Genomic DNA, 21,235 nt, shown 5'->3' on the forward strand with positions numbered 1-21,235 from the left:
GCTGTGCACAAAATCAAATGCATGTTGACTATGTCAACTCGCTTCCATGTAAAGTAGTTCCCACCTGCTTTTTGCGCCGGCAGTGCCACTACGGGAGGAGCTGGTGCGTGAGTGGTGTCAACACAATGAGAGTCTCCTGTGTATGGGGGGAGCAGCGTGTACGGTGGTGGCCATGGCAGACCCTGCGACGTTCGGACCGGTCAGCGACGATGCGCCACCCTCACTCGTCACCAGTGCCGAGATTGCCCGCTTGGCAGGTGTCACCCGAGCCGCGGTCTCCAACTGGCGGCGCCGCTACGACGACTTCCCGACCGCCGCCGCCGGAAGTGGTTCGAGCCCGCTCTTCGACTGGCCCGCCGTCCAGGAATGGTTGCGTCGACGCGACCGGCACCAGGAGGTCTCCCTGGAGGTTCAGACCTGGCAGGCGCTGCGCACGGCGTACGGCGACGCGACTGTGGCTGCCGTGGCGGCTGCGGCGAGGTACCTCGCGCAGACCGGCCGCTCCGAAGGCGACGCCGGTAGTGACGCCACGGGGACGACCTCACCTCTGCCGGTCGCTGTGCAGGTCCTGCTGGACCGACTCGTCGAGGAGTCGGACCCGAGCATCGTGCTGCGTGCACTCACCGACCGGATGGCCGACTCCGTCCGCCGGGCGGGGTCCGATCAGGTCACCTCGCCGCTGATTGTCCGTGCTGTCGGCCACTTCGCGCCCACGCCCCAGTCCGGCTGGACCGTGTTCGACCCGGCGTGCGGGATCGGTGCCCTGCTCTTCGCGCTGGAGGCCGAGCACGATCTCGTCCGGGTCGGCCAGGACATCGACATCGACGCCGTGGACATCTCCGTTGCTCGTGCCGGCCTCGCCTGCCAGGGCGAGGTCCGGATCGCCCACGGCGACTCCCTGCGGGGTGACCACTATCCGGGGCTCGCCGCGGACCTCGTGCTCTGCGACCCGCCCGTCGCGGCCGGGGATTGGGGACGGGATGAACTCCTGCTCGACCACCGCTGGGAGTTCGGTACCCCGTCCCGTGCGGAGGGCGAGCTGGCCTGGCTCCAACACGCCTACGCACACACCGCCCCGGGCGGCCAGGTCCTCATGGTGATGCCTGCCTCCGTCGCCTACCGCAAAGCCGGGCGTCGGATCCGCGCCGAGCTGGTCCGCCGCGGCATCGTCCGTCAGGTCGTGGCCCTTCCCGGTGGGGTGGCTTCCGGCCATGTCCTCCCTGTTCACCTATGGAACCTTCGGCGACCGGTGGACGCCGAACCGCGCCCCGATAGCGTCCGCCTGATCGACCTGACGGGGAACACCCCCAACGGTCCGCTCCGGCCGACCGACGCACAGACTGTGGATGTTCCGCTGGTGGACCTCCTGGACGACGTCGTCGACCTCACCCCTGCGGTCCACCTTCCCACTGTCCGGCGGGATTTCGCCCACGCGTACGAGCAGGCGCGATCCGAACTCGCCGACGCCCTTGCCGGATTGCACGGCCGGTTGCCCGAGCTGCGGCGCGGCAACGGCGCCGACCTGTGGGACGGAGCCACCGTCACCGTTTCCGACCTCGTCCGTGCCGGACTCGTCGAACTGCGTGACGGCGAACCCCGGGTGGTGGGCAGCCAGGTCGACCCCGAGTACCTTGACGGATTCCTCCATGCCAGTCCCAACGTCCGCCGGTCCACCTCCCAGAGCGGTTCGCACCGTCTGGACGTCAAGGGTGCTCGTATTCCCCAGCGCGAACTCTCCGTCCAGCGCCGTTATGGCCTCGCGTTCCGGGCGCTGCGCGACATGGAACGCGAGGCCACCAGGCTGGCGCAAGCCGCGCAGCGGCTCGCCGAGATCGCCCGGGAAGGACTGGGTACCGGAGATCTGGAGCCTGACGGGACGTGAACGGGGACCTGCGGTCCCGGTCGCGCACTCCGGCTGAGCGACGAGTTGCCAGCCCGTACCGGTCCGTGAGGCCTGCGGGCTGATCGGAGACGAGGTCGCCGCGGGTCATTGGGGGAGTGCGGGCCTCATGCTGACGATTTGCTGACCGCGGATGGTCCACCAGGCCCCTGATCTGGGAGGAACCGTGGATCGCGTGGTATGTGGTGGAACTTCATCGGCCGGTCCGGTGAGGAGATCACCCAGGCCCGCGAGGACTGGATGTCCACCGCCCGCTTCGGCGACGTGCACGGCTACGCCGGCGACCGGCTGCGGGCGCCGGAGCTTCCCGCCCTCCCGCTGAAGGCCCGGGGGCGCGTGCGCTGAGGCGGGGAGACGGGGGGCGCGGTCGCTGGCTAGCGTTCGTCGGTGAGGTCGCGGACGAGGGTGCTGCTCATCTGGGGGAGTTCGCCGTACTCGGGGTCGTCGGCGGCGACGGGGAGTTGGTGGATGACGGCCGCGAGGCGGGGAGGCAGCTTCACGTCGAGGCCGTAGTGGCAGCGGGCGAGGATGTCGGTGAGCACCTGGGCCGGCAGCAGTGCGTGAGGGGTGCTCAGGACGTGCTGCGGCGGGCGGGGTTTGGTGGCCAGCGCTTCGGCCTGTTGGCGCCATACCTCCGCGTCCAGGAACTCCCCGAGGCTGCGGTGCAACAGGCTCAGGAACGATGCGGAGGTGTAGGAACCGCCGCCGGCGGCGAACTGCCACCAGAACTGGGCGCCGTCGCGATGGCCCGCGACGTACAGCAGCGCGCCGAGGACGAGGGCGCCCTCGGGGTGGATCTGCTCGCCGTTGACGAGGAGGCCCAGGGAGGCCGCGGCGGACGGCATCGAGAGGACCAGGGACGCGGCGAGGTCGAGTTCGTGGGCCGCCTGCTTGTGCTCGGAGGACAGGGGGCTCGGGGCGGTCAGCAGCCGATCCCAGGAGACGCCCGTGCCCCCCGGCTGTGGCCGCGGGGCCCGGGTGGGCAGGTGGATGCCGGCCATGTTCGGGTGCAGGGCCCGGTCGTGCTCGGTGCTCACCGGTTCTCCCCGCGTCGGCCGCCGAGCGCCGCGGCCAGACGGTCGAGAGCCTGGCTCGCGGTCGAACGGACGTTGGCCTCGGTCGTCCCCAGGCAGTCGGCGATCTGCTCGTCCGGCAGGTCGAGCAGGTAGCGCAGCACGATCACGTCGTGCCGCCGCTCGGACAACCGCCGCAGTGCGACGTACAGTTGCTCGTGAGTGCCGCCGGTCTCCATCAGGTGCTGCGCCCGCTCGGCGGCGATCCGCACGGCGTAGACCCACCCGGGGACGCTCGCCTGGGTGGGCAGCGGCTCGCCGTTCATCATCAGTTCCGCGAGGGCGGCGCCGATCTCCTCCTTGAGGATCGTCCAGGCGTGGAACGGTGGGATCTTCTCTCGGAGGATGCGCGGCCACTCCTTCCACACGCGGACCTTCGCGATCTCCACCGCTCTGTGTGCGGCGGCGTCGTCGCGAAGGCGTGCGCGGGCGAATCCGCTCCACGCCCCCTCGTGCGTGTCGCAGAACGCGTCGAACGTCAGGCGGTCCCGGTCTCCGACCACCCAGTCGCTCTCGGTCACGTCCCATTCCTCCCCTGCGGCACGCCTGTCGGCGGCCATCCGGCGCGGGCCGCCGACCGTGGTCGAACCCCACGGCCGTACGGCGGTCACAGTGTGAACTCGCTTCCCTGGTAGGAACATTAAGGCGGATTGGATGCCGAGATGTTAAACCGCGACAAGGTGTTTCGAGATCAGACATAAGGTGCGGCGGATGATGGAGATACCGTGCAGGAACATGGTCAGAGTGAGTCACCACATGCTCTGATTCGGTCGTCCTGCTTCACGGTCGCGTCGTCACCGGTGGCGGCCCTTGCTTGGCCGTTCGGGCGTGTGGGCATAGTGGAAGGGGCCGCGCCAGGGGCCGCCACCGCTCGCCACGGTGGCGCGGGCGCGGATCGGTCCTGTCCTGCGCAGGGCGAGTCGATGACGTATCAGGGGGAACGCATGACGGACGGCACCGCCAGGACCGACGACGTAGAGGTCAACCTCGACATACACCTGGCCCACTCCGCACGGATGTACGACTACTACCTCGGCGGCACGACGAACTTCCCCGCCGACCGTGAGGCCGCCGGCCGGGCCCTGGCGGTCTTCCCGTACGCCCGCTCCGCCGCGCGCGCCAACCGCGCTTTCATGCGCCGGTCGACGCAGCTGCTCGCCGAGGCCGGGATCCGGCAGTTCCTCGACATCGGCACCGGGATCCCCACCTCGCCGAACCTGCACGAGGTCGCGCAGTCGGTCGCACCGGACGCCAAGGTCGTCTACGCCGACAACGACCCGATCGTGCTCCTCCACGCCAAGGCGCTGCTGCACGGCACCGAGCAGGGCGTCACCGCCTACGTCCAGGCCGACGTGCGTGAGCCCGGAGACCTGTTGGACTCGGCCCGGGCCGTCCTGGACTTCACCCAGCCGATCGCGCTCAGCATGAACGCCCTGCTGCACTTCGTGCCGTTCGACGCCCAGCGGATCACCGAAGGGCTCAAGGCACAACTGCCCAGCGGTTCCGCGCTGGTGGTCAGCCACTTCACGCAGGACTTCGCCGCCGAGGAGACCGCCCGGCTCATCCAGGTCTACACCGCCGCGGGCACCCCCGTCGCCGCCTGCACCCGCGACGAGTTCGCGCAGTTCTTCACCGGCTGGAACCTCCTGGAGCCGGGCGTCGCGGCCACTCCGCGCTGGCACCCGGCGCCTGCGGACGACGCCGAGCACATCACCGACGCAGCGGCCTCCTGCTACGGGGCCGTCGCCATCCGCCCCTGAGTCGTCCGCTCCTGAGCCGTCCGCCCCTGAGTCGTCCTCCCCTGAGCCGTCCTCCCCGTCCGGTGGCTCCCCGTCCAGCAGCTCCCAGCCCGGCAGTTTCCAGTCCGACGGCTTCCAGTCTGGCAGCTCCGGAGCCCGGATGTTCAAGCCCGTACACCGGCATTCCGGGGCCCGGGCGCGCTCGCCGGGCGGCTCACTCGCGCCCGCCGATCGCGTCGACCGGCGCCGGCCGCAGGGCGGACCGGGTCGCCACCGCGATCGAACCCCAGGAGAGCGCGACGGTGAGCGCCACGATCGCGACGAGGCCGACGGGGGAGACGGACGGAACGGGCGACCCCGTCAGCCCGAGGCTGATGCCGACCAGGGGCGGGATCGTCGCCAGCAGGCCGAACAGCAGCGCCGAGAAGACCACGATCCTGGCCTCGCCGTTCATCATCGCGCGGACCTGGGCCCGCTCGGCGCCGATGAGGCGCAGCATCGCGAACTCGCGCACCCGCGCGGCCGTCGCCATCACCAGGGTGTTCACCACGGCGATGGCGATGTAGCCCAACAGCACGGTCTGGAACAGGAGGTTGAGCGCCCAGTCACCCGAACCGCCGCCCCCGGGCGCGGCCTTGAACGCCTCCTGGCCGCCCACCTGGACCGTCGGGTAGCGTCCGACGGCGCCGCGCAGCGCGTCGGCGAGCGCCTTCGGGTCGGTCCCGTCCGCGGACCTGACCAGCACGGCGGTGTCGACCCGCGCGGTGGTGTGCGCGACGACGAGGTCGTTGGGCAGGGTGACGTCCCCGAAGCCCGGGCCCCGCTCGTAGACCGCCACCACCCGCGGCCTGACCGCCGTGCCGTCGCCGAGCCGCAGGTCGACCGTCCCACCGCGCCGCGCGTGGACGGTCTCCGCGACGGCCCGGCTCAACGCCACCGTCTCGCCGCGCAGTTCCGCGGTGTCGCCCTCGACCACCCTGAGGTCCATGGTCTCGGAGAGCCGTTCGGGCGCGACGCCCTGGGCGGTGAAGACCTTGGTCGCGGTGCTGTCCTCGGACGGGAACGTCAGCAGCACCCGCATCCGGGCCACCGGCGTCGTCACGGCGGCGCCGGGCACGCCGCGCACGGCGTCCACGACCTCCGGGGACACCCCGGCGCCGGACGACGAGGTCAGCACGTGGTCGGCCCGCAGGCCGGCGTCGAGTTGGTCCTGCGCCGCCGCGACCGTCGTGGAGGCGCCGAACACCTGCACGGCGGCCAGGGTCACGCCCATGGCCAGCGGGGTGACGGCCGAAGCGAGTCGCCGCGCGTCGGCCCGCGCGTTGGCCTGGGCGAGGAAGCCGGCGGCCGTGGACTGCCGGTTCAGGCGCGGGCCGAACAGCACGACGGCGCCTCTGATCAGCAGCGGGCCGACACAGCCCAGCGCCACGACGAACAGCAGGACCGCGCTCGCCGCGGTGTCGGCGGCGGAGTCGCCCGACACCGCCACCTCGCCCGAGGTCAGCAGCAGCCCGAGCGGGACGAGCAGGAAGCCGACGGCCAACCGGACCCGGCCGATCCTCCCGGGCTCGACGGCGGCGTCCCCGAGCGCCTCGACCGGGCTGGTCCCGGACACCCGGCGCGCGACCAGCCAGCCGCCGAGCCGGGCGCCGGCCATGCACAGCACCAGCGAGGCGAGGAAGGGCGGCCACCCCACGTCCATCCGGAAGTCCGCGGGCATCGCGCCCGCGAGGACGAACACGCCGCGCATCACGAACGCGATGACGACGCCGGGGACCGCGCCGACCAGGGCGCCCGCCGACGACACCAGGGTCATCTCGGCGCCGATCATCCGGTGGATCTGCCGGGGCGTCGCGCCGATGGCACGCAGCAGGGCCAGTTCGCGCCTGCGCTGCCGCACCGACAGGGCGAGCGTGCTCGCCACCACGAACACCACGATCAGCACCATGGTGCCGCCGAACGACGCCGACGTCTCGACCACCAGGCTGCGGGCGTCGCCCACGTCCAGGAACTCCACGTCGCCGCGCTCCGCGCCGGTGTGCGCCACCACGCCGGGCACGGCGGCCGTGATCCTGCCGGCCAACTGCTCCGGGGTGACGTCGGGCCCGGCCCGCACACCGATCGCGTCCACCCGGTCCGGACGGCCGGACAGCTCCGCCGCCCGGCCGTCGGTGAAGAACACCGCGGACTGGCGGCCCAACCCGCCCCCCGGCGGGGAGGCGACGCCCACCACGCGGTACGGCGACGCGACCGAGCCGACCACCAGCCGCACCGTCGCGCCGGGCGACACGTGGGCGCGCGCGGCGAGGCCCGCGTCGAGCACGACCTCGTCGGGCCCGGCGGGCGCGCTGCCCGCTTGCACCGCGAACGGCCCGAGCACCGCGGCGGACCAGCCGTGCCCGACCACGGGGAAACCGCCCGGACCGCCCACCGCGCGGCCGTCCGGGGCCAGCACGCCGAGCTCGACGTCGACATCGCCGACGGCGGACCGGACACCGGGCACGGCGGCGACGGCGGCGACCTTGTCGGCGGGCAGCGTCACGCGCTCGCCGTACCGGACCTCGGAGCTCTCGTCCAACCAGTACGACTGCTCCGCGCCGAGGACCACCGCCGCGCCCGAGTAGCGTTCGGGGGCCACCCCGGTGCTGAGCCCGGACAACAGCAGGATCCCGCAGGCGGTGATCACCGCCGAGCCCGCGACGATCGCGACGAAGGAGCCGACGAAGCCGCCCTTGCGCCCCCTGATCGTGCTCCACGCCAGCGCCAGGTCCCTGCGCTCCGGCACCACGAGGCGCACCAGCCGTCGGACGCGGCGGATCACCACGTGCCCAGCTGCGTCATGCGCGCCGCGATCTGCCCCGCGGCGATCTCCTCCACGGTCGTCGTGGTCATCGGGCCGCACAACCGGAGAAGGCACTCCTGCCGGAATCGGACGGTCCCATTACGGGAGGGAGGGAGCCGCGATTCGCTCCGGTGCGTACGGCATCCGCTCCCGGTATCAAGAGTCTTGACGCACCGTAACTTCCGGACGCCGTACCCGATCGGATCGACCAGCCGGCGGATGCGGCACCCCACGCAGGTTGAGACATGCTCGGGGAGCCTACCCGAGGCCCCGCCGTGCCCCATCGTCGTGGCCGGGGAGCGCACGGGGGCGGCCGCCCGAAATCCCCATGGGCGAGATTGTGGCGTCGCAGTAATCACTGACAAGATTTCAGCACGGCATCCAGCTGCGGGAGATGCCGCCGAACCGACCGTGGCTCGACGCACGCTAGGAGGACCCATGGCACGGGTGAACCTGAGAGCCGCATTCATGAGCGGCCTGTCGTCCACCGTCACGGCTCAGCAGGTCTTCACCAACCGGGTCGACGAGGTGGCCGCGTTCGCCCGGTCGGTCGACGAGCTCCACCGGATGCTGGACGAGGCCGAGGTCACGCCGGTCGTGGACCGCGGGCAGGGCCGCCGCAATGTGCTGACCTTCTACGGCGTCGGCGGCATAGGCAAGACGACGCTCTCCCACGAGTTGGAGCGCCGCCTCCTCGCCGAAGCGCGGGAGAAGGAGCGCGACGACGTGGTGACCGTGCGGATCGACCTCTCGGAGGAGGGCGCCGGCGACATCGAGAGTCTGCTGCTGCGCCTGAGGGCCGCCCTGGGGCAGTTGGGGAACCGTTGGCCGGCCTTCGACCTGGCTCTGGCCTCCTACTGGGCTCGCGCCCACCCCGGTGAGGCCTTGCAGGAGTTCCTGGACGCCTCGCCGGCGCTGCGGCGCGCCTCGCGGAGCATCGCGCTGGGCGACCAGATCGCGGAGGCCGTGAAGCAGGTCGACCCGGGCGGTCTGGGAGGTCTGACCGGACTGGCCCACCGGGCCGCGCTGGTCACGTACCGCGCTGTCCGGGACCGGGTGCGGGAGGGCCGGCTGCTGGCCGACTGCGACCTGTTCGCCGAACTGGTCGAGGCGGACGCCGACTACGAGACGCTCTCGTACTTCCCGTACCTGCTGGCCTGGGACCTGGAACGGCAACCCAGGGGCGGTCGGGCGGGCCGACGGCCCCGGGTGTGTGTTTTCCTCGACACCTTCGAGGTGGTCAACGGTCAGGCCGATCGCGCAGTGGAACGGCTCGTCCAGCGCTGCGCCTATCTGATGCCGAACGTGCTGTTCGTCATCACCGGCCGGAACCGGATCGACTGGGCCGACTCGGGCGCGGGCGGAGAGCTGGACTTCGCCGGCCCGGAGTGCTGGCCCCACCTGCACTTCAGCAACGACACGGCCGAACCACGGCAGCACCTCGTGGGGTACCTGTCGGACTCCGACGCGGACAGCTATCTCCGTGAGGCCCTCGTCCGGGACGGTGAGCCCGCGATGTCGGCGGAGATCCGGGAACGCGTCATCTCCGGCGGCCAGGGGCTTCCCCTGTACCTGGACCTGTCGGTCTCCCACTGCGCCGCCCTGCTGGCACGCGGCGGGCAACCTTCCGTGGCGGACTTCGGCGGCTCGTTCACGGCCGTCGCGACCCGGTCGATCAGGGACCTCCCCCGGGAGGAGCGCGACCTGGTCCGAACCGCAGCGCTCACCGACCGGGTGGGCGCAGAGCTGCTGCGCGCCGGCCAACCCGGAGTCTCCGACGGGAGCGTGGCGCGGTTCCTTCGCCGACCGTTCCTGACACACGACGACGCCTATGCGTTCCCGTACGCGTTGCACGTGGCGTTGCGGCAGGCCATCGGCGAGGCGGACCGGACGCTTCCGGACGGCTGGTCGGATCGTGACCGCAGTGAGGTCGCCGCCCGGCTGCTGAGCTGGCTGGGCGAACGCCTGGGCCCCTCCGGCGGGCGGGTGGCGACGGCGCAAGCCCTCGAAACCGGGCTCAAGCTCTCTGCCGAGCACGGTGTCTTCGACGACTGGATGGCGTTGGCCACGCAGCGGCTCGTCGAGGCCGGCCAGTGGTCGGAGCTCGGCGCCGGCCTCACCGGCGGCCCGGTGGGACTCCCCGAGTACCGGGCGATCCGGGCCGCCATCCGAGGAGTCCAGCTCCGCCGGACCGGCCGCGTCGAGGAGGCGATCGAGTTGCTCGGCGGCGCGGCCGGAGACGTGCGGCACGGTGGCCGGACGGCACAGCTGGTCCGCATCCACCTGGCCCACGCCCTGCGCAACCACGGCGACTACACGCAGGCCGCGGAGATCTACCGGGGTTTGGTGGGGGGCGAGTTCGACGCGGCCGCCCGCTACTGGCTCAGCGACTTCGACTACCTCAACGGACGGTTCGCGACCGCTCTCACCTCCCTGCACGAACAGCCGGTCCGTGGCCCGGAGGACGAAGGCGAACGACTCCGGCTGACCGGGCACATCTGGCGGGTCAACGCCCGCTTCGAGGAGGCGACTTCCGTCTACCACGAGGCGATCGACCTGGCGAGGCGCGAGGGACTGGCCGCCGCAGAGGCGAAGGCGCTCGCCAACCTGGCGCAGACCGCCTGCTGGTCCGGGGGCACGGCAGCGGTCGCCGACGCGGCGGGCCGGGCCCGGGAACTGCTCGACCTGGTGCCCAACCCCGTCGAACTGGTCAAGCTCCGGTCCGCCGAGGCGGTGGCCCACGCCATGGCCGGCGACGCCGGTGCCGCCCGGTCCGCAGTGGGAGACACTCGGCACCTTGCGGACGGGATCGCCTACCGGGGCGGCCACAACCTGGCGGACGTGGCCGAGATCCTCCTCGGCGTGCTCGCCGGTGACCACGAGAGTGCTCGTCGCACGCGGTCCGAGCTCGATGCGCGCACCCGTACGTCCGGGGGCAACACCTACTGGGTTCCCATCGCGACCTCCTGGATCGACGGCTCCCTCGCCGCCGCGGAGCACCTGCCTGCCGTCGGCTGGGTGGACGGCCCCGCCGCGTCGTTGGGCCGCTGGGCAGCGGTGGTGGCACGTCGATGACGCTCCCCGGCCCCACACCTCGGCCGAGTCGTCCGCAGAAAGCAGAGTTCGATGACTGACCTCGTAAGCGTCGGCCTCGTCGGCGTCGGCACCATCGCGCAGACCCATCTCGCGGTCCTGGCCGAACGGGCCGACGTGCTGGTCGAGTTCACGGTCGATCCGCACCGGGCGGAACCGCCCCCGTTCCGTGGAGCCACCCCGCGTCACTACGCCGGCCTGGACGAAGCGCTCGCGGAGCACCGACCCGATCTGCTCGTGCTCGCCACTCCCACGCACACGCACGCGGAGCTGGCGGCCCAGGCTCTCCGGCTCTCCACGGCCAAGGTGCTGGTCGAGAAACCCCTCGTCCACGACCTCGCCTCGCTCGGGCGGCTCCGCGCGCTGGACGAAGCGGTCGACGTGCGGGGCCGGTTGTTCACCGCGCACCACTTCGCCTTCTCGCCCGAGGTCGGCTGGGCGGCGGAACTGCTCGCCGAGCACCCCGAGTGGGGGCCCGTCACAGCCGTCACCTCCGCGTTCTACGACCCCTACGTCCTCAAGGGCGCCGACGCCTACGAGTCCTACGGCTCCAGCTGGATGGACTCCGGGGTGAACCAGCTCAGCATGCTCACCCGCCTGGTCGACCTCACGGCGCTCACCTCCGCCCGGCAACTGGACGGCGGCGCCAGCGCGTGGTGCACCGCCGAGTACCGGTCCCGGGGCGAGTCGGGCACCGCACGTCTGCGCAGCAGCTGGCTCACGGGCTCCAGCAGCAAGGAGAGCACTCTGGTCCTCGGCCGGGCGGGTGTGGAGGTGTGGATCGACCACACCTCCATGACCGGCTTCGCAGCCCGGGACGGTGACCTGCTCGCCGCCTTCGGGACGGACGGTCGGACGGCCCGGAAGGTGGCCCACTACCGGCCGCTGTACGAGAGCCTGCTCTCCGACCGTCCGGACCCGGTCCTCGGGTTCGACGCGGCCGCGAGGATCACCGAGATCCATCACGCGGCGCCCGGCGCGGAGTAGTCCCCGGGGCGCGCACGCCCCCGTGCCCGCGTAGGCGGGTGCGGGGGCGTCGCGGTTCCTGAAGGGGTGCTCAGACTTCTTCAGCGGATCTTCAGCGGGTTGGTCGGAGGCTTCTGGGGTCACTCCCCGTCCGCCCCGTCGCAAGTGAGCTCCCGTTGCCCCTGAGCCCGATCCGTGCAGCCCGCGCCACGGCCGAGACCCGGCCCGTGCCCGAACGGCGGGGGTCCGCCGCCGAGGGGGCGGGGGTGGCGCTGCTGCCCTGGGTGCTCGCCGCCGTGCTGTTCGCCGCCTACACCGCGCTGTCCGTCTCCCGTCACCTGCACCTGCGGACGAACGGCTTCGACCTGGGGATCTTCGAGCAGGCCGTGCGCGGCTACGCCGAGGGCCGCGCGCCGGTCTCCGAGTTGAAGGGGCCGGGCTTCCACCTGCTCGGGGACCACTTCCACCCGATCCTGGTCACCCTCGCACCGTTCTACCGGGTCTTCCCCTCCGCGCTCACCCTGCTCGTCGCCCAGGCGGCGCTGCTCGCCGTGTCCGTCGTCCCCGTGACCAGGGCCGCGGTGCGGGCGGTCGGCCGGTGGGCGGGCGCGGGCATCGGGGTGGCGTACGGGCTGTCGGTCGGCCTGCAACAGGCCGTCGGCTTCGACTTCCACGAAATCGCCTTCGCCGTACCACTGTTGGCGTTCTCGCTGGAGCGGCTGATGCTCCGGCGGTGGCGGGCGGCGGTCGGCTTCGCCCTGCCGCTGCTGCTGGTGAAGGAGGACCTCGCGGCGACGGTCGCCGTCATCGGCTGCTACCTGTTCTGGCAGGGCCGCCGCCGACTGGGCGCGAGCGTCGTCGCGCTCTCCGCCGCCACCCTGCTCCTGGTGCTGCTGGTCGTCATCCCGGCCCTCAACCCGGACGGCGCCTACACCTACCTCTCCAGTGTCGATGGCCCGGCCGGCGACCCCGTGACGAGGCTGCTCCTGCCCGGCGAGAAGTGGCACACCGTCGTCACGATCCTGGCCCCCACCGCGTTCCTGGCGCTGCGCTCCCCGCTGGTCCTGCTCGCCCTGCCGACGTTGGGCTGGCGCTTCTGGTCCACCAACCCGTTCTACTGGGGGACGGGCTTCCACTACGGCGCCGTCCTGATGCCGATCGTGTTCCTCGCCTTCGTCGACGCCCTGACCCGGCTTCGGCTCCGGTTCCGGGCCCGGCGCGGCCTGCGGCGGTGGACGGTCCGCGGTTCCGTGGCCGTCGGGCTCGCCGTGACGGCCGCCGCCCTGCCCGCCCAGCCCCTCGCGGAACTGGCCCGGCCCGCCACCTGGCAGCGCGACGCGACCGTCGACGCGGTGAGCGCGCTGCTGCGCCGGATCCCGGACGGTGCCGAGGTGGCCGCCGCCAACGGCTTCGCGGCCCAACTCACCGGCCGCACCCGGGTCTACCTCTTCCCCCGTTACCCGGGCGGCCCCGGTGCGCGGCCCGACTGGGTGGTGGCAGCCGACCGTCCGAGGGACGGGCTCCTCCCCGCCCGCGACGAGGTCGAAGCCCTCCGCGCCCTCCCCGGCGCCGGCTACCGCCCCGTCGCGAGTGCCGCCGGTATCACGGTCTACCGGCTCACCGACCCTGCGGGCTGACCCGGGGCGGTGGTGGGACGGCGGGAGGCGTGGCGACAACTCGACGCCGACGTGCGGTGGTTGCGTCGACGCGCGCAGGACCCCCCGGTTGCGGGGTGGCCCTGCGCGCGCCGGAGGGACGACAGCCAGCGGGACGGGACGGCAGGTCGGCCTGGTGTCAGCTGAAGGAGATGTCGGCGGTCAGGGTCGAGTCGGCGATGGGCCGGCCGGTCCCGAGCAGGACGTCGACGCAGTTGTCCACGAGCGGCTGGTCGCTGGTGACGTCCACGAGCGCGGTCAGCTTCTGCCCGGCCAGGCGGCTGGAGGAGTCGGTGACGGTGCCGGTGAGGGTCCCGGAGCCGTCGACCTCGACGATGGCGATGTCGGTGACGGTGCTGGTCGCCTGCGTGCCGTCCTTCAGGTTCCAGGTGAAGGTCGCCGAGGAGTCCGGCGCCAGTGCCGGCGGCGTCGCCGGGCTGCAGCTGAGCGTGCCGAACCTGAGCGTCGCGGCGACGGTGCCGCCCGTCACGGCCGTCGGGCCGTCCAGCGAGTCCGTGCACCCGCTCGCCGTCCCGTCGACCGCCATGGTGATGGCCTGCGGGTCGGCCGAGAGCGGCGGGCTGAAGGTGACGGCGGCCTTCACGGCGCAGTCCAGGACTTCCGGGGCGGCCGGCGGGGCTGCGTCGGCGGCGGGGGCCACGCCGGTGGACAGCGCGGCGAGGACGGCGGACACGATCACAACGCTTCGGCGTACGGACACGTGGGTTCCCTTTCTTTCGTCGGACCGGAGGGTGCGGTCCGCGCGTGGGGCGAGGCGGGCCGCAGGGCGTCGAGGAGTGGCGTCGGAGGGCGACACCGAAGGGTGACGGTGGCACGGCGCGACGGATCCCGGCCGTCGCCATCCCGGGAACCCCGCCGATGCGCCTCGAATGGTCCAGGACCGGGGCCCGGCCTCGCGGGCCCGAGGGCGGCGGGGACGGACGACCGCCCGGTCGGTCGTCCGGGCTTGCGGGACGGGGCGGCCGCGGACACCGTGAGTACGCGATCAGTCGCGCGTGCCACTGCTGAACGGCCCGGTCCCTCTCCCACCAGGAGGCTTGTGATGTCCCCTCTCGTCCTTGTGCGTGGCCGCGTGGCGGCCGTGGTGTGCGCGTCGGCCGTCGCCCTCGGCGCCCTGGCGGCGGTCGGCGCCCCGGCGTGGGCGGACAGCGGGCGGCCGGACACCGGGCAGGCGGACACCATGACCGCCACGCGGCCGGCGGAGGGCCGGCGCGCTTTGATCAACTTCGGCACGGTGAAGTGGTTCAACGCCGAGAAGGGGTTCGGGTTCATCGTGCCGGACGTCCCCGGCCCGGACCTCTTCGTCCACTACTCGTCCATCGTCGGGGTCGGGTACCGGACCCTGGAGGAGGGCCAGCGGGTCGAGTACCAGGTCGAGCAGGGCCCCAAGGGCCCGCAGGCCGTCGACGTCATCGGTCTCTGAGGCCGCCGCGGGGCCCGTCAGGCCACGTGGTCGAGGGCCCGCGCGGCCGTCGGCTGCGCCGTGGCCCCGGCGCCCTCGGCCTGCGCGCCCCAGCGGCGGGCCAGCACGGCGCAGACCATCAGTTGCAGCTGGTGGAAGAGCATCAGCGGCAGCACCATCAGCCCGGCCGCCGCGCCCGGGAAGAGGACGGCGGCCATCGGGACGCCGCTGGCCAGGCTCTTCTTGGAGCCGCAGAAGACGATCGCGACCAGGTCTCCCCGGCCGAACCCGAGCCGGCGGCCGACCAGCAGCGTCGCGGTCAGGACCACCCCCAGCAGCGCCGCCTCCACCCCCAGCAGTGCCGCCAGCCGGGGCAGCGAGAGGGCGCCCCACACCCCGCCCACGACGGCGGCGCTGAAGGCGCTGTAGACGACCAGCAGGATCGAGCCGCGGTCGACCAGGCCGAGGACGGCGCGGTGGCGGGCCATCCAGGCGGCGATCCAGCGGCGCAGCACCTGGCCGGCGGCGAAGGGGAGCAGGAGCTGCTCGGCGATCTCCAGCACGGTGCCCGGCGAGACGCCTCCCTCGGTGTGCAGGAGCACGGCGGCGAGCAGCGGGGTCAGGACGATGCCGAAGAGGCTGGAGAAGGTCGCGCTGCAGACCGCCGCGGCCGTGTTGCCGCGGGCGATGGAGGTGAAGGCGATCGAGGACTGCACGGTGGAGGGCAGCAGGGTCAGGAACAGCAGGCCCTGGTAGAGCTGCGGCGACAGCACCGCCGGCACCAGCAGGTGGGCGGCCACCCCGAGCAGGGGGAAGAGGCCGAAGGTGACCGCGAGCACGGTGCCGTGCAGCCGCCACTGCTTGAGCCCTTCCCAGGCCTCGCGGGCGGAGAGGCGGGCACCGTAGAGGAAGAACAGGACGGCGACCGCGCCGGTGGCGGCGTCCGAGAAGGCCGGTGCGGCGGCGCCGTGGGCGGGGAGCAGGGCGGCCACTGCCACGGTGCCCAGCAGGGCGGCGATGAACGGGTCGACCCGGAGGCGGGCGGGGCGCCGGGGCAGGTGGGAGCGGAGCGGGCGGTTCGGGCGGGGCATGGTTCTCCGCGGTGGCGGTTCGGGTGGGACGGCCCCAGCCTGCCGCCCGCCGGGGTGATTGTGAATCCCGCTGGCGGCGATCACTGTCATCATGATCCGTGATATCAGCGGATAGAATGGCCGCGTGTTCGATCCGGTGCAGTTGAGGTCCTTCCTCGCGGTGGCCCAGACCGGCGGCTTCACCCGGGCCGCCCAGCGACTGGGGCTGCGGCAGTCGACGGTCAGCCAGCACGTGCGGCGGCTGGAGACGGCCGCGGACCGGCAGCTCTTCCTGCGCGACACCCACTCCGTGCAGCTCACCAGCGAGGGCGAGGCCATGCTCGGCTTCGCCCGGACGATCCTGGAGGCGCACGAGCAGGCGCTCGGCTACTTCGCGCAGACGCAGGTGCGCGGGCGGGTGCGGTTCGGCGCCTCGGAGGACTTCGTCCACACCGAGCTGCCGCAGATCCTGCGGAGCTTCCGGCGGAGCAACCCCCAGGTCGACCTCGAACTCACCGTCGGCCTCAGCGCCGTGCTCTACGAGCAGCTGGCCGACGGACGGCTCGACCTGGTGCTCGGCAAGCGCCCGCCCGGCGACGGCTCGCAGGGCCAACTGGTGTGGCAGGACAAGCTGGTGTGGATCGCGGCGGAGGACTTCCGGCCGGACCCGGCGGAGCCGCTGCCGCTGATCGTCTACCCGCCGCCCAGCTTCATCCGGGTCCGCGCCCTGGAGGCCTGCGAACGCGACGGGCGGCCCTGGCGGATCGCCTGCACCAGCACCAGCCTCTCCGGGGTCCGGGCCGCCGCGCTGGCCGGCCTCGGGGTGGTGCCGCACGCCCGCAGCCTGATCCCGTCGGGCCTGCGCGCGCTGCCCGACCAGCCGGGCCTGCCCAGCCTCGGCACCACCGAGTTCGCCCTCACCACGGGGCGCACCACGGCGCGCGGCCCGGCCCGGGTGCTGGCCCAGGCCGTCCTCGCGGACGCGTTCCGCCTGCAACGCGCGCCGGAGCGGGCGGAGCCGTGACGGGGGGCGACGGCCATGGGCGCCCCCGGCCGTGGGCGAGCGCACGGCAGCGGCGAGGCGGCGGATCCGACGGTTGGTTCCTTCCGTCGATGGTGACAGAGAGTCAAGGGCGCTGTCCGCAGCCGGACTTCACGCCGCTCGGTCGTTGAACCCGACGGTTCCCCGGTCGCGTTACGAAGGTTAGAGCAGCCGGCTGACGCGGACAGGGAAAGGTCGGAAATGATGCGATTTGGCGACATGCTGCACGGACACCGGAAGCACCGGGGCCTGACCCAGCAGCAACTGGCCGAGCTCGCCACGCTGAGTGTTCGCGCGGTGCGCAACTTGGAACGGGGCGGGGCGCTGCGGCCCCGGCGGGAGACGGTGCGGCTGCTCGTGGACGTGCTGCGGCTGGACGCCGACCAGCGGGCGCAGTTCGAGTCGGCGGCGTTCTCCGAAGCGCCGGGCGGGGCACCGCGTGATCGCGGCCCCGGCTTGCGGGTGCCCGGGGCGCGCGTTTGAGTGGGAAGGTACCGGCGGAATCGGGGGCGAGGAGGCGCCATGTCGCACCACAAGCCCAACAAGGACGTCGAAGGCGACCCGGACACCGGGCACGGGCGCGGTCTGCCCCGGAGGCCCGACGAGGAGGAGCTCGACGAGCGCACCGAGGAGGACCGCGAGGAGGTGGGCCTGCCCCCGGAGCCGGACTCGGACGACGCGTCCTGAGAGGCGACGCGTCCTGAGGCGTGTCCGCTGCCGAACCCGGTCGAACGCCGCGCTACGGGCCGGTGGGGTCGCCCGCGCCCCCGGTCCTGGTCGGCCGGGTGTGGACCTTGGCGACGCAGGCCGGGAGGGCGGCGGCGTGGTCGTGGTCCCGGGCCCGGTACGCGCTGGGGGTCTCGCCGACCAACTGGGTGAACCGCGAGCTGAACGAGCCCAGCGAGGTGCAGCCGACCGCCATGCAGACCTCCGTCACGCTCAGGTCGCCGCGCCGCAGCAGTGCCTTGGCCCGCTCGATCCGGCGGGTCATGAGGTAGCCGTACGGGGTCTCGCCGAAGGCGGCGCGGAAGCTGCGGGAGAAGTGGCCCGGCGACATCAGTGCGGTGTGCGCCAGTGCCGACACGTCCAGTGGCTGGGCGTAGTCGCGGTCCATCCGGTCGCGGGCCCGGCGCAGCCGGACGAGGTCGGGTAGGGGGACTCGGGACACCTGGGGCACGTCTGCCACGCTACCCGCCCGGTCCGACAGGGTCGCGCGGAGGCGTGCGCCGGCCCGGGCCCCGCCCACACCCCTGCGCCCCCCACCCGTTCCCGCGCCCCCGCACCCGCCCCTGCGCGCTGCGCCACGCCCCCGCACCCCACCGCCCCGTCCGGACGAATTCCGGTCGAAGGCGGTGTTTTCGAGCAGGGCGGACGGTATCGGACCAACGAGTCAAGATTCGAACTGGTGGTGGAGCGGGTGTGGCGCTCTTGTCACGCGTGCACATGAAGTTTCGTCAATTCCCTTGCGGACAACTAAGATTGCCGATCTGCTGATGACTCCTGATCAGCTCGGGTGTGATAACCCGTCGATGATGAGAGCGGGACATTGGGACCAACGAGGCAGCGAACAAGGTACGCCGCGCAGGTCGCGGCGCTGACGGTGGGACTGTCCGCCACGGCGCTGGTGACGGCGCCGGCGGCCTTCCCACAGCCCGGCGACGGGACGGTGACCGTCCGGGTGATCCGGGCGGTGGACACCAGCGGAGTGTGGACACCGGCCCTGGAGCCAGGGCTCGCGGGCGTGAAGGTGACGCTCACGGATGACGCCGGGGTCGCGATCGAGGGGACGACGGCGGCCGACGGTACGGTCACCCTGGCCCCGGCGGCGGCCAAGCCGACCGGGGGCAAGTACCGGGTGCAGGTGGTGAATCCGAAGCCCGGGGTGCTGTTCCCTGCCTTCGCCTCGCGGCAGGGGCTGGACGGCGCGCCGACCCAGCTCAGCAGCAACGAGGAGTTCGTCGACCTCTCGGGCGGCAAGAACGTGGCGTACACCACCGGGCTCTGGAACCCCGGTGACTACTGCCAGAAGAACGCTCCGCTGGTCGCGGCCTGCCAGCCGATGGACCGCGAGGGCGGGGCCCAGCGCACGCTGGTCTCCTTCCCGTACAGCGCGCGCGGCCAGGACGGCGAGGGCGTGACCGCCACGAACCTCGCCACCAACGGCGACACCGGCACGCTGTACGGCATCGCCTGGAACAAGGCCGACCGGCGGCTGTTCTCCTCGGCGGTGGCCAAACGCACCACCGACTACGGTCCGGGCGGTGCCGGGGCGATCTACGTCACCGACATCGCGCAGAAGAAGACGACGCTGTTCACCACCGTCCCGAACGCGGGCTCGACGGCCCACGGCGGCGGCACCGACGACGCCTTCCTCGACGCGCCGGGCAAGGAGAGCCTGGGCGGCATCAAGATCACCGACGACGGCAAGGACCTGTTCGTCGTCAACCTCAACGACCGCAAGCTCTACCGCTACAACGCCACCCTGCCGACCGCCGGGAGCCCGACGGCCTCCTACCCGATCCCCGACCCGGGCTGCCCGGCGGCGGGGGACTGGCGCCCGTTCGGCCTCGGCATCCAGGACGGCACCGGCTACCTCGGCGGAGTGTGCTCCGGCGAGTCCACCGGCAAGCTCACCGACCTGCGCGCGGTGGTCCTGCCCTTCGACCTCGCCACCGGCGTGTTCGCCAAGCCGGTGCTGGACCAGCCGCTGGACTACCCGCGCCAGTCGACCGTCGGCTCGGGCCCGTGCGACGGTGCGGGCTGGTTCCCGTGGACGAGCACCTACCCGACCTCGCAGAACGGTCGTCCGTGCGGCAACGCCACCATCGCCCAACCCGAACCCGAGCTGGGCGAGATCACGTTCGAGACCGACGGCTCGATGCTGCTGGCCTTCCGCGACCGCTTCGGTGACCGCGCGCCGGGTGCTCCGGCGCCGAACTCCGTCGCCGTCGTCATGTCCGGCGGTGACCTGAACAAGGCCTGCCGGGCGAACGGCACGTACGTGATGGACACCAACAACGGGTGCGGGCTCGCCCCCCGGGGCACCCGGTTCTTCGACACGACCTGGGGCGGCCACCGCAACACGGCGTTCGCCGGCATGGCGCTCTCCAAGGTCGAGAGCACCGTCGCGGTCTCCGCCTTCGACCCCAACCACACCGCCCTCGGGTACGGCACGTCGTTCCTCCAGCGGGCGAACGGCCAGCAGGACCCGCAGTTCGGCTTCCGGCTCAACCCGGCCGGGACGATCGCGCCGTTCGGCAAGGGCGCCTCGATGGGCGACCTGGAGGTGCTCTGCGACCAGGCGCCGCTGCAGATCGGCAACCGGGTCTGGTACGACCCCGAGCGCAAGGGCATCCAGAACCCGGGCCAGCGCCCGGTGGAGGGCGCGACCGTCCACCTCTACGACGAGTCGGGCAAGCTGGTCGGCACGACGAAGACGACGAAGCGCGGCGAGTACTACTTCGACGACTCGAACGTCACCGGCGGCCTCAAGCCGAGGACCAAGTACACGATCCGGCTCGACAACCCGGCGGACTACGCCAAGGGCGGGCCGCTCTACCAGTGGGTGCCCACCGACGCGGACGTCGGCGACAACCACTTCATCGATTCCAAGGGCCTGGTGCCGCCCGGTACGAAGTTCCCCGAGCGGGCGCTGACCACCAGTGGGCCGGGCGAGAACGACCACACCTTCGACTTCGGGTTCCGGCAGCAGGAGGGCGCGCTGCGCCTGGTCAAGCACGACCAGGACGGCAAGCCGCTGGCGGGGGCGAAGTTCCAGCTGTGGCACGAGACCAACGGCACCGACGGGTTGCAGACCGGCGGTGACAAGCCCGACACGGCGGTGGGCGGCCCCTGCACGACCGGGGCCGACGGCCTCTGCCAGGGCGCCGGGGTGCCGGGGACGTACTACTGGCAGGAGCTCAGCCCGCCCGACGGCTACGCGGCCCCGGACACCACCGTGTTCGGCCCGCTGACGCTGACCTCCGACAACCTCGCGGACGGTGTCTCGGTGACGGCGGTCAACAAGCTGCTGCCCACCCCGACGCCGACCCCGACCCCGACCCCGACGCCGACCAACTCGCCGAGCCCGACGAGTTCGCCGAGCACGCCGCCGGGGCCGACGGAGTCGCCGAGCCCGTCGACGGCGAACCCGCCCCCGGCCGGGGGACAGCTGCCCAGCACCGGCGCCAACGCCCTGGTGCCGATGGGGATCGTCGGCGGCGTGGTGCTGGTGGCGTCCGGCGGTGCGCTGGTCCTCGTCGCCCGTAAGCGCAGGGCGCGGCACCAGTAGGAAGCGGTGAGGAGGGGCGGGGCCCGGGGGCGGGTAAAGACCCCGGCCCCCCCCCCCCCCGGGCGCACGACGGGGACGGCACGCACCCCCGCCCCCACCAACACCAACGGGAAGACACGCACCCCGGGGGTTGGCAGCCCC

16 protein-coding genes and 1 pseudogene are annotated in these 21,235 nt (G+C 72.6%); 11 read left to right on the forward strand and 6 right to left on the reverse strand.

What is annotated here, in order from left to right:
• Nucleotides 1-172: 172 nt before the first annotated feature.
• A complete protein-coding gene (locus ACFVTF_RS24625) occupies nucleotides 173-1,882 on the forward strand; it encodes an N-6 DNA methylase (protein WP_387816506.1) in 1,710 nt (569 codons plus the stop codon).
• A 198-nt stretch (nucleotides 1,883-2,080) separates the two neighbouring features.
• Nucleotides 2,081-2,245: pseudogene (locus tag ACFVTF_RS24630) on the forward strand (pirin family protein); the annotation flags it as partial.
• Nucleotides 2,246-2,274: 29 nt separating this feature from the next.
• Here the strand turns inward: ACFVTF_RS24630 and ACFVTF_RS24635 are convergent.
• Together ACFVTF_RS24635 and ACFVTF_RS24640 are read right to left on the reverse strand one after the other, a co-directional pair.
• Complete coding sequence (locus tag ACFVTF_RS24635; RefSeq protein WP_371516144.1) at nucleotides 2,275-2,937, reverse strand: hypothetical protein; 663 nt, start codon at nucleotides 2,935-2,937, stop codon at nucleotides 2,275-2,277.
• On the reverse strand, nucleotides 2,934-3,494 hold the full coding sequence (locus tag ACFVTF_RS24640) for an RNA polymerase sigma factor (protein WP_371516143.1): 561 nt from the start codon (nucleotides 3,492-3,494) through the stop codon (nucleotides 2,934-2,936). The genes ACFVTF_RS24635 and ACFVTF_RS24640 overlap by 4 nt, the downstream gene beginning before the upstream one ends.
• A gap of 423 nt (nucleotides 3,495-3,917) precedes the next feature.
• On the opposite strand from ACFVTF_RS24640, the gene ACFVTF_RS24645 reads away from it, so the two are divergent.
• Nucleotides 3,918-4,733, forward strand: coding sequence for an SAM-dependent methyltransferase (locus ACFVTF_RS24645; RefSeq protein ID WP_387816508.1), 816 nt, complete (start codon nucleotides 3,918-3,920; stop codon nucleotides 4,731-4,733).
• A 193-nt stretch (nucleotides 4,734-4,926) separates the two neighbouring features.
• On the opposite strand, the gene ACFVTF_RS24650 is transcribed toward ACFVTF_RS24645, so the two are convergent.
• Entirely contained in the window at nucleotides 4,927-7,536 is a 2,610-nt protein-coding gene (locus tag ACFVTF_RS24650) for an ABC transporter permease (protein ID WP_387816510.1), read from the reverse strand.
• 456 nt (nucleotides 7,537-7,992) lie between these two features.
• Between ACFVTF_RS24650 and ACFVTF_RS24655 the strand changes: the two genes are divergently transcribed.
• The 3 genes from ACFVTF_RS24655 to ACFVTF_RS24665 all read left to right on the forward strand — a co-directional run bounded on the left by ACFVTF_RS24655 (nucleotide 7,993) and on the right by ACFVTF_RS24665 (nucleotide 13,250).
• Nucleotides 7,993-10,629, forward strand: a complete 2,637-nt coding sequence (locus tag ACFVTF_RS24655; RefSeq protein WP_387816512.1) for a hypothetical protein — start codon at nucleotides 7,993-7,995, stop codon at nucleotides 10,627-10,629.
• A 51-nt stretch (nucleotides 10,630-10,680) separates the two neighbouring features.
• Nucleotides 10,681-11,634 (forward strand): Gfo/Idh/MocA family protein, encoded by a 954-nt coding sequence (locus tag ACFVTF_RS24660; RefSeq protein WP_387816513.1) that lies wholly within the window; start codon nucleotides 10,681-10,683, stop codon nucleotides 11,632-11,634.
• Between the two features lie 206 nt (nucleotides 11,635-11,840).
• Nucleotides 11,841-13,250, forward strand: coding sequence for a DUF2079 domain-containing protein (locus tag ACFVTF_RS24665; protein ID WP_387816515.1), 1,410 nt, complete (start codon nucleotides 11,841-11,843; stop codon nucleotides 13,248-13,250).
• Nucleotides 13,251-13,407: 157 nt separating this feature from the next.
• Here ACFVTF_RS24665 and ACFVTF_RS24670 read toward each other — a convergent pair whose 3' ends face one another.
• Complete coding sequence (locus ACFVTF_RS24670; RefSeq protein ID WP_387816517.1) at nucleotides 13,408-13,962, reverse strand: hypothetical protein; 555 nt, start codon at nucleotides 13,960-13,962, stop codon at nucleotides 13,408-13,410.
• 507 nt (nucleotides 13,963-14,469) lie between these two features.
• On the opposite strand from ACFVTF_RS24670, the gene ACFVTF_RS24675 reads away from it, so the two are divergent.
• Entirely contained in the window at nucleotides 14,470-14,712 is a 243-nt protein-coding gene (locus ACFVTF_RS24675; protein ID WP_387816559.1) for a cold-shock protein, read from the forward strand.
• Nucleotides 14,713-14,729: 17 nt separating this feature from the next.
• Here ACFVTF_RS24675 and ACFVTF_RS24680 read toward each other — a convergent pair whose 3' ends face one another.
• The gene (locus tag ACFVTF_RS24680) at nucleotides 14,730-15,782 is read right to left on the reverse strand and encodes a bile acid:sodium symporter family protein (RefSeq protein ID WP_387816519.1); all 1,053 of its coding nucleotides are present in this window, start codon (nucleotides 15,780-15,782) and stop codon (nucleotides 14,730-14,732) included.
• A gap of 124 nt (nucleotides 15,783-15,906) precedes the next feature.
• On the opposite strand from ACFVTF_RS24680, the gene ACFVTF_RS24685 reads away from it, so the two are divergent.
• From ACFVTF_RS24685 to ACFVTF_RS24695, 3 genes are all read left to right on the forward strand, one after another.
• On the forward strand, nucleotides 15,907-16,785 hold the full coding sequence (locus ACFVTF_RS24685; protein WP_387816521.1) for a LysR substrate-binding domain-containing protein: 879 nt from the start codon (nucleotides 15,907-15,909) through the stop codon (nucleotides 16,783-16,785).
• Nucleotides 16,786-17,004: 219 nt separating this feature from the next.
• Nucleotides 17,005-17,286 (forward strand): helix-turn-helix domain-containing protein, encoded by a 282-nt coding sequence (locus ACFVTF_RS24690; RefSeq protein ID WP_387816523.1) that lies wholly within the window; start codon nucleotides 17,005-17,007, stop codon nucleotides 17,284-17,286.
• Between the two features lie 39 nt (nucleotides 17,287-17,325).
• On the forward strand, nucleotides 17,326-17,490 hold the full coding sequence (locus ACFVTF_RS24695) for a hypothetical protein (protein ID WP_387816525.1): 165 nt from the start codon (nucleotides 17,326-17,328) through the stop codon (nucleotides 17,488-17,490).
• Nucleotides 17,491-17,542: 52 nt separating this feature from the next.
• Here ACFVTF_RS24695 and ACFVTF_RS24700 read toward each other — a convergent pair whose 3' ends face one another.
• Nucleotides 17,543-17,917: a helix-turn-helix transcriptional regulator gene (locus ACFVTF_RS24700; RefSeq protein ID WP_387816561.1), complete on the reverse strand. Its 375-nt coding sequence runs from the start codon at nucleotides 17,915-17,917 to the stop codon at nucleotides 17,543-17,545.
• 486 nt (nucleotides 17,918-18,403) lie between these two features.
• Here ACFVTF_RS24700 and ACFVTF_RS24705 point away from each other — a divergent pair, with 486 nt between their 5' ends.
• Entirely contained in the window at nucleotides 18,404-21,094 is a 2,691-nt protein-coding gene (locus ACFVTF_RS24705) for an SdrD B-like domain-containing protein (RefSeq protein WP_387816527.1), read from the forward strand.
• Nucleotides 21,095-21,235: the final 141 nt, after the last annotated feature.

Source organism: Kitasatospora sp. NPDC057940 (assembly GCF_042887425.1).
Taxonomy (GTDB): Bacteria; Actinomycetota; Actinomycetes; order Streptomycetales; family Streptomycetaceae; genus Kitasatospora.

Coding starts and splice junctions, on each gene's coding strand:
- ACFVTF_RS24680 (WP_387816519.1), bottom strand. CDS start 15,782: ATGCCCCGCCCGAACCGCCCGCTCCGCTCCCACCTGCCCCGGCGCCCC.
- ACFVTF_RS24690 (WP_387816523.1), top strand. CDS start 17,005: ATGATGCGATTTGGCGACATGCTGCACGGACACCGGAAGCACCGGGGC.
- ACFVTF_RS24660 (WP_387816513.1), top strand. CDS start 10,681: ATGACTGACCTCGTAAGCGTCGGCCTCGTCGGCGTCGGCACCATCGCG.
- ACFVTF_RS24695 (WP_387816525.1), top strand. CDS start 17,326: ATGTCGCACCACAAGCCCAACAAGGACGTCGAAGGCGACCCGGACACC.
- ACFVTF_RS24700 (WP_387816561.1), bottom strand. CDS start 17,917: ATGGACCGCGACTACGCCCAGCCACTGGACGTGTCGGCACTGGCGCAC.
- ACFVTF_RS24655 (WP_387816512.1), top strand. CDS start 7,993: ATGGCACGGGTGAACCTGAGAGCCGCATTCATGAGCGGCCTGTCGTCC.
- ACFVTF_RS24675 (WP_387816559.1), top strand. CDS start 14,470: ATGACCGCCACGCGGCCGGCGGAGGGCCGGCGCGCTTTGATCAACTTC.
- ACFVTF_RS24645 (WP_387816508.1), top strand. CDS start 3,918: ATGACGGACGGCACCGCCAGGACCGACGACGTAGAGGTCAACCTCGAC.
- ACFVTF_RS24625 (WP_387816506.1), top strand. CDS start 173: ATGGCAGACCCTGCGACGTTCGGACCGGTCAGCGACGATGCGCCACCC.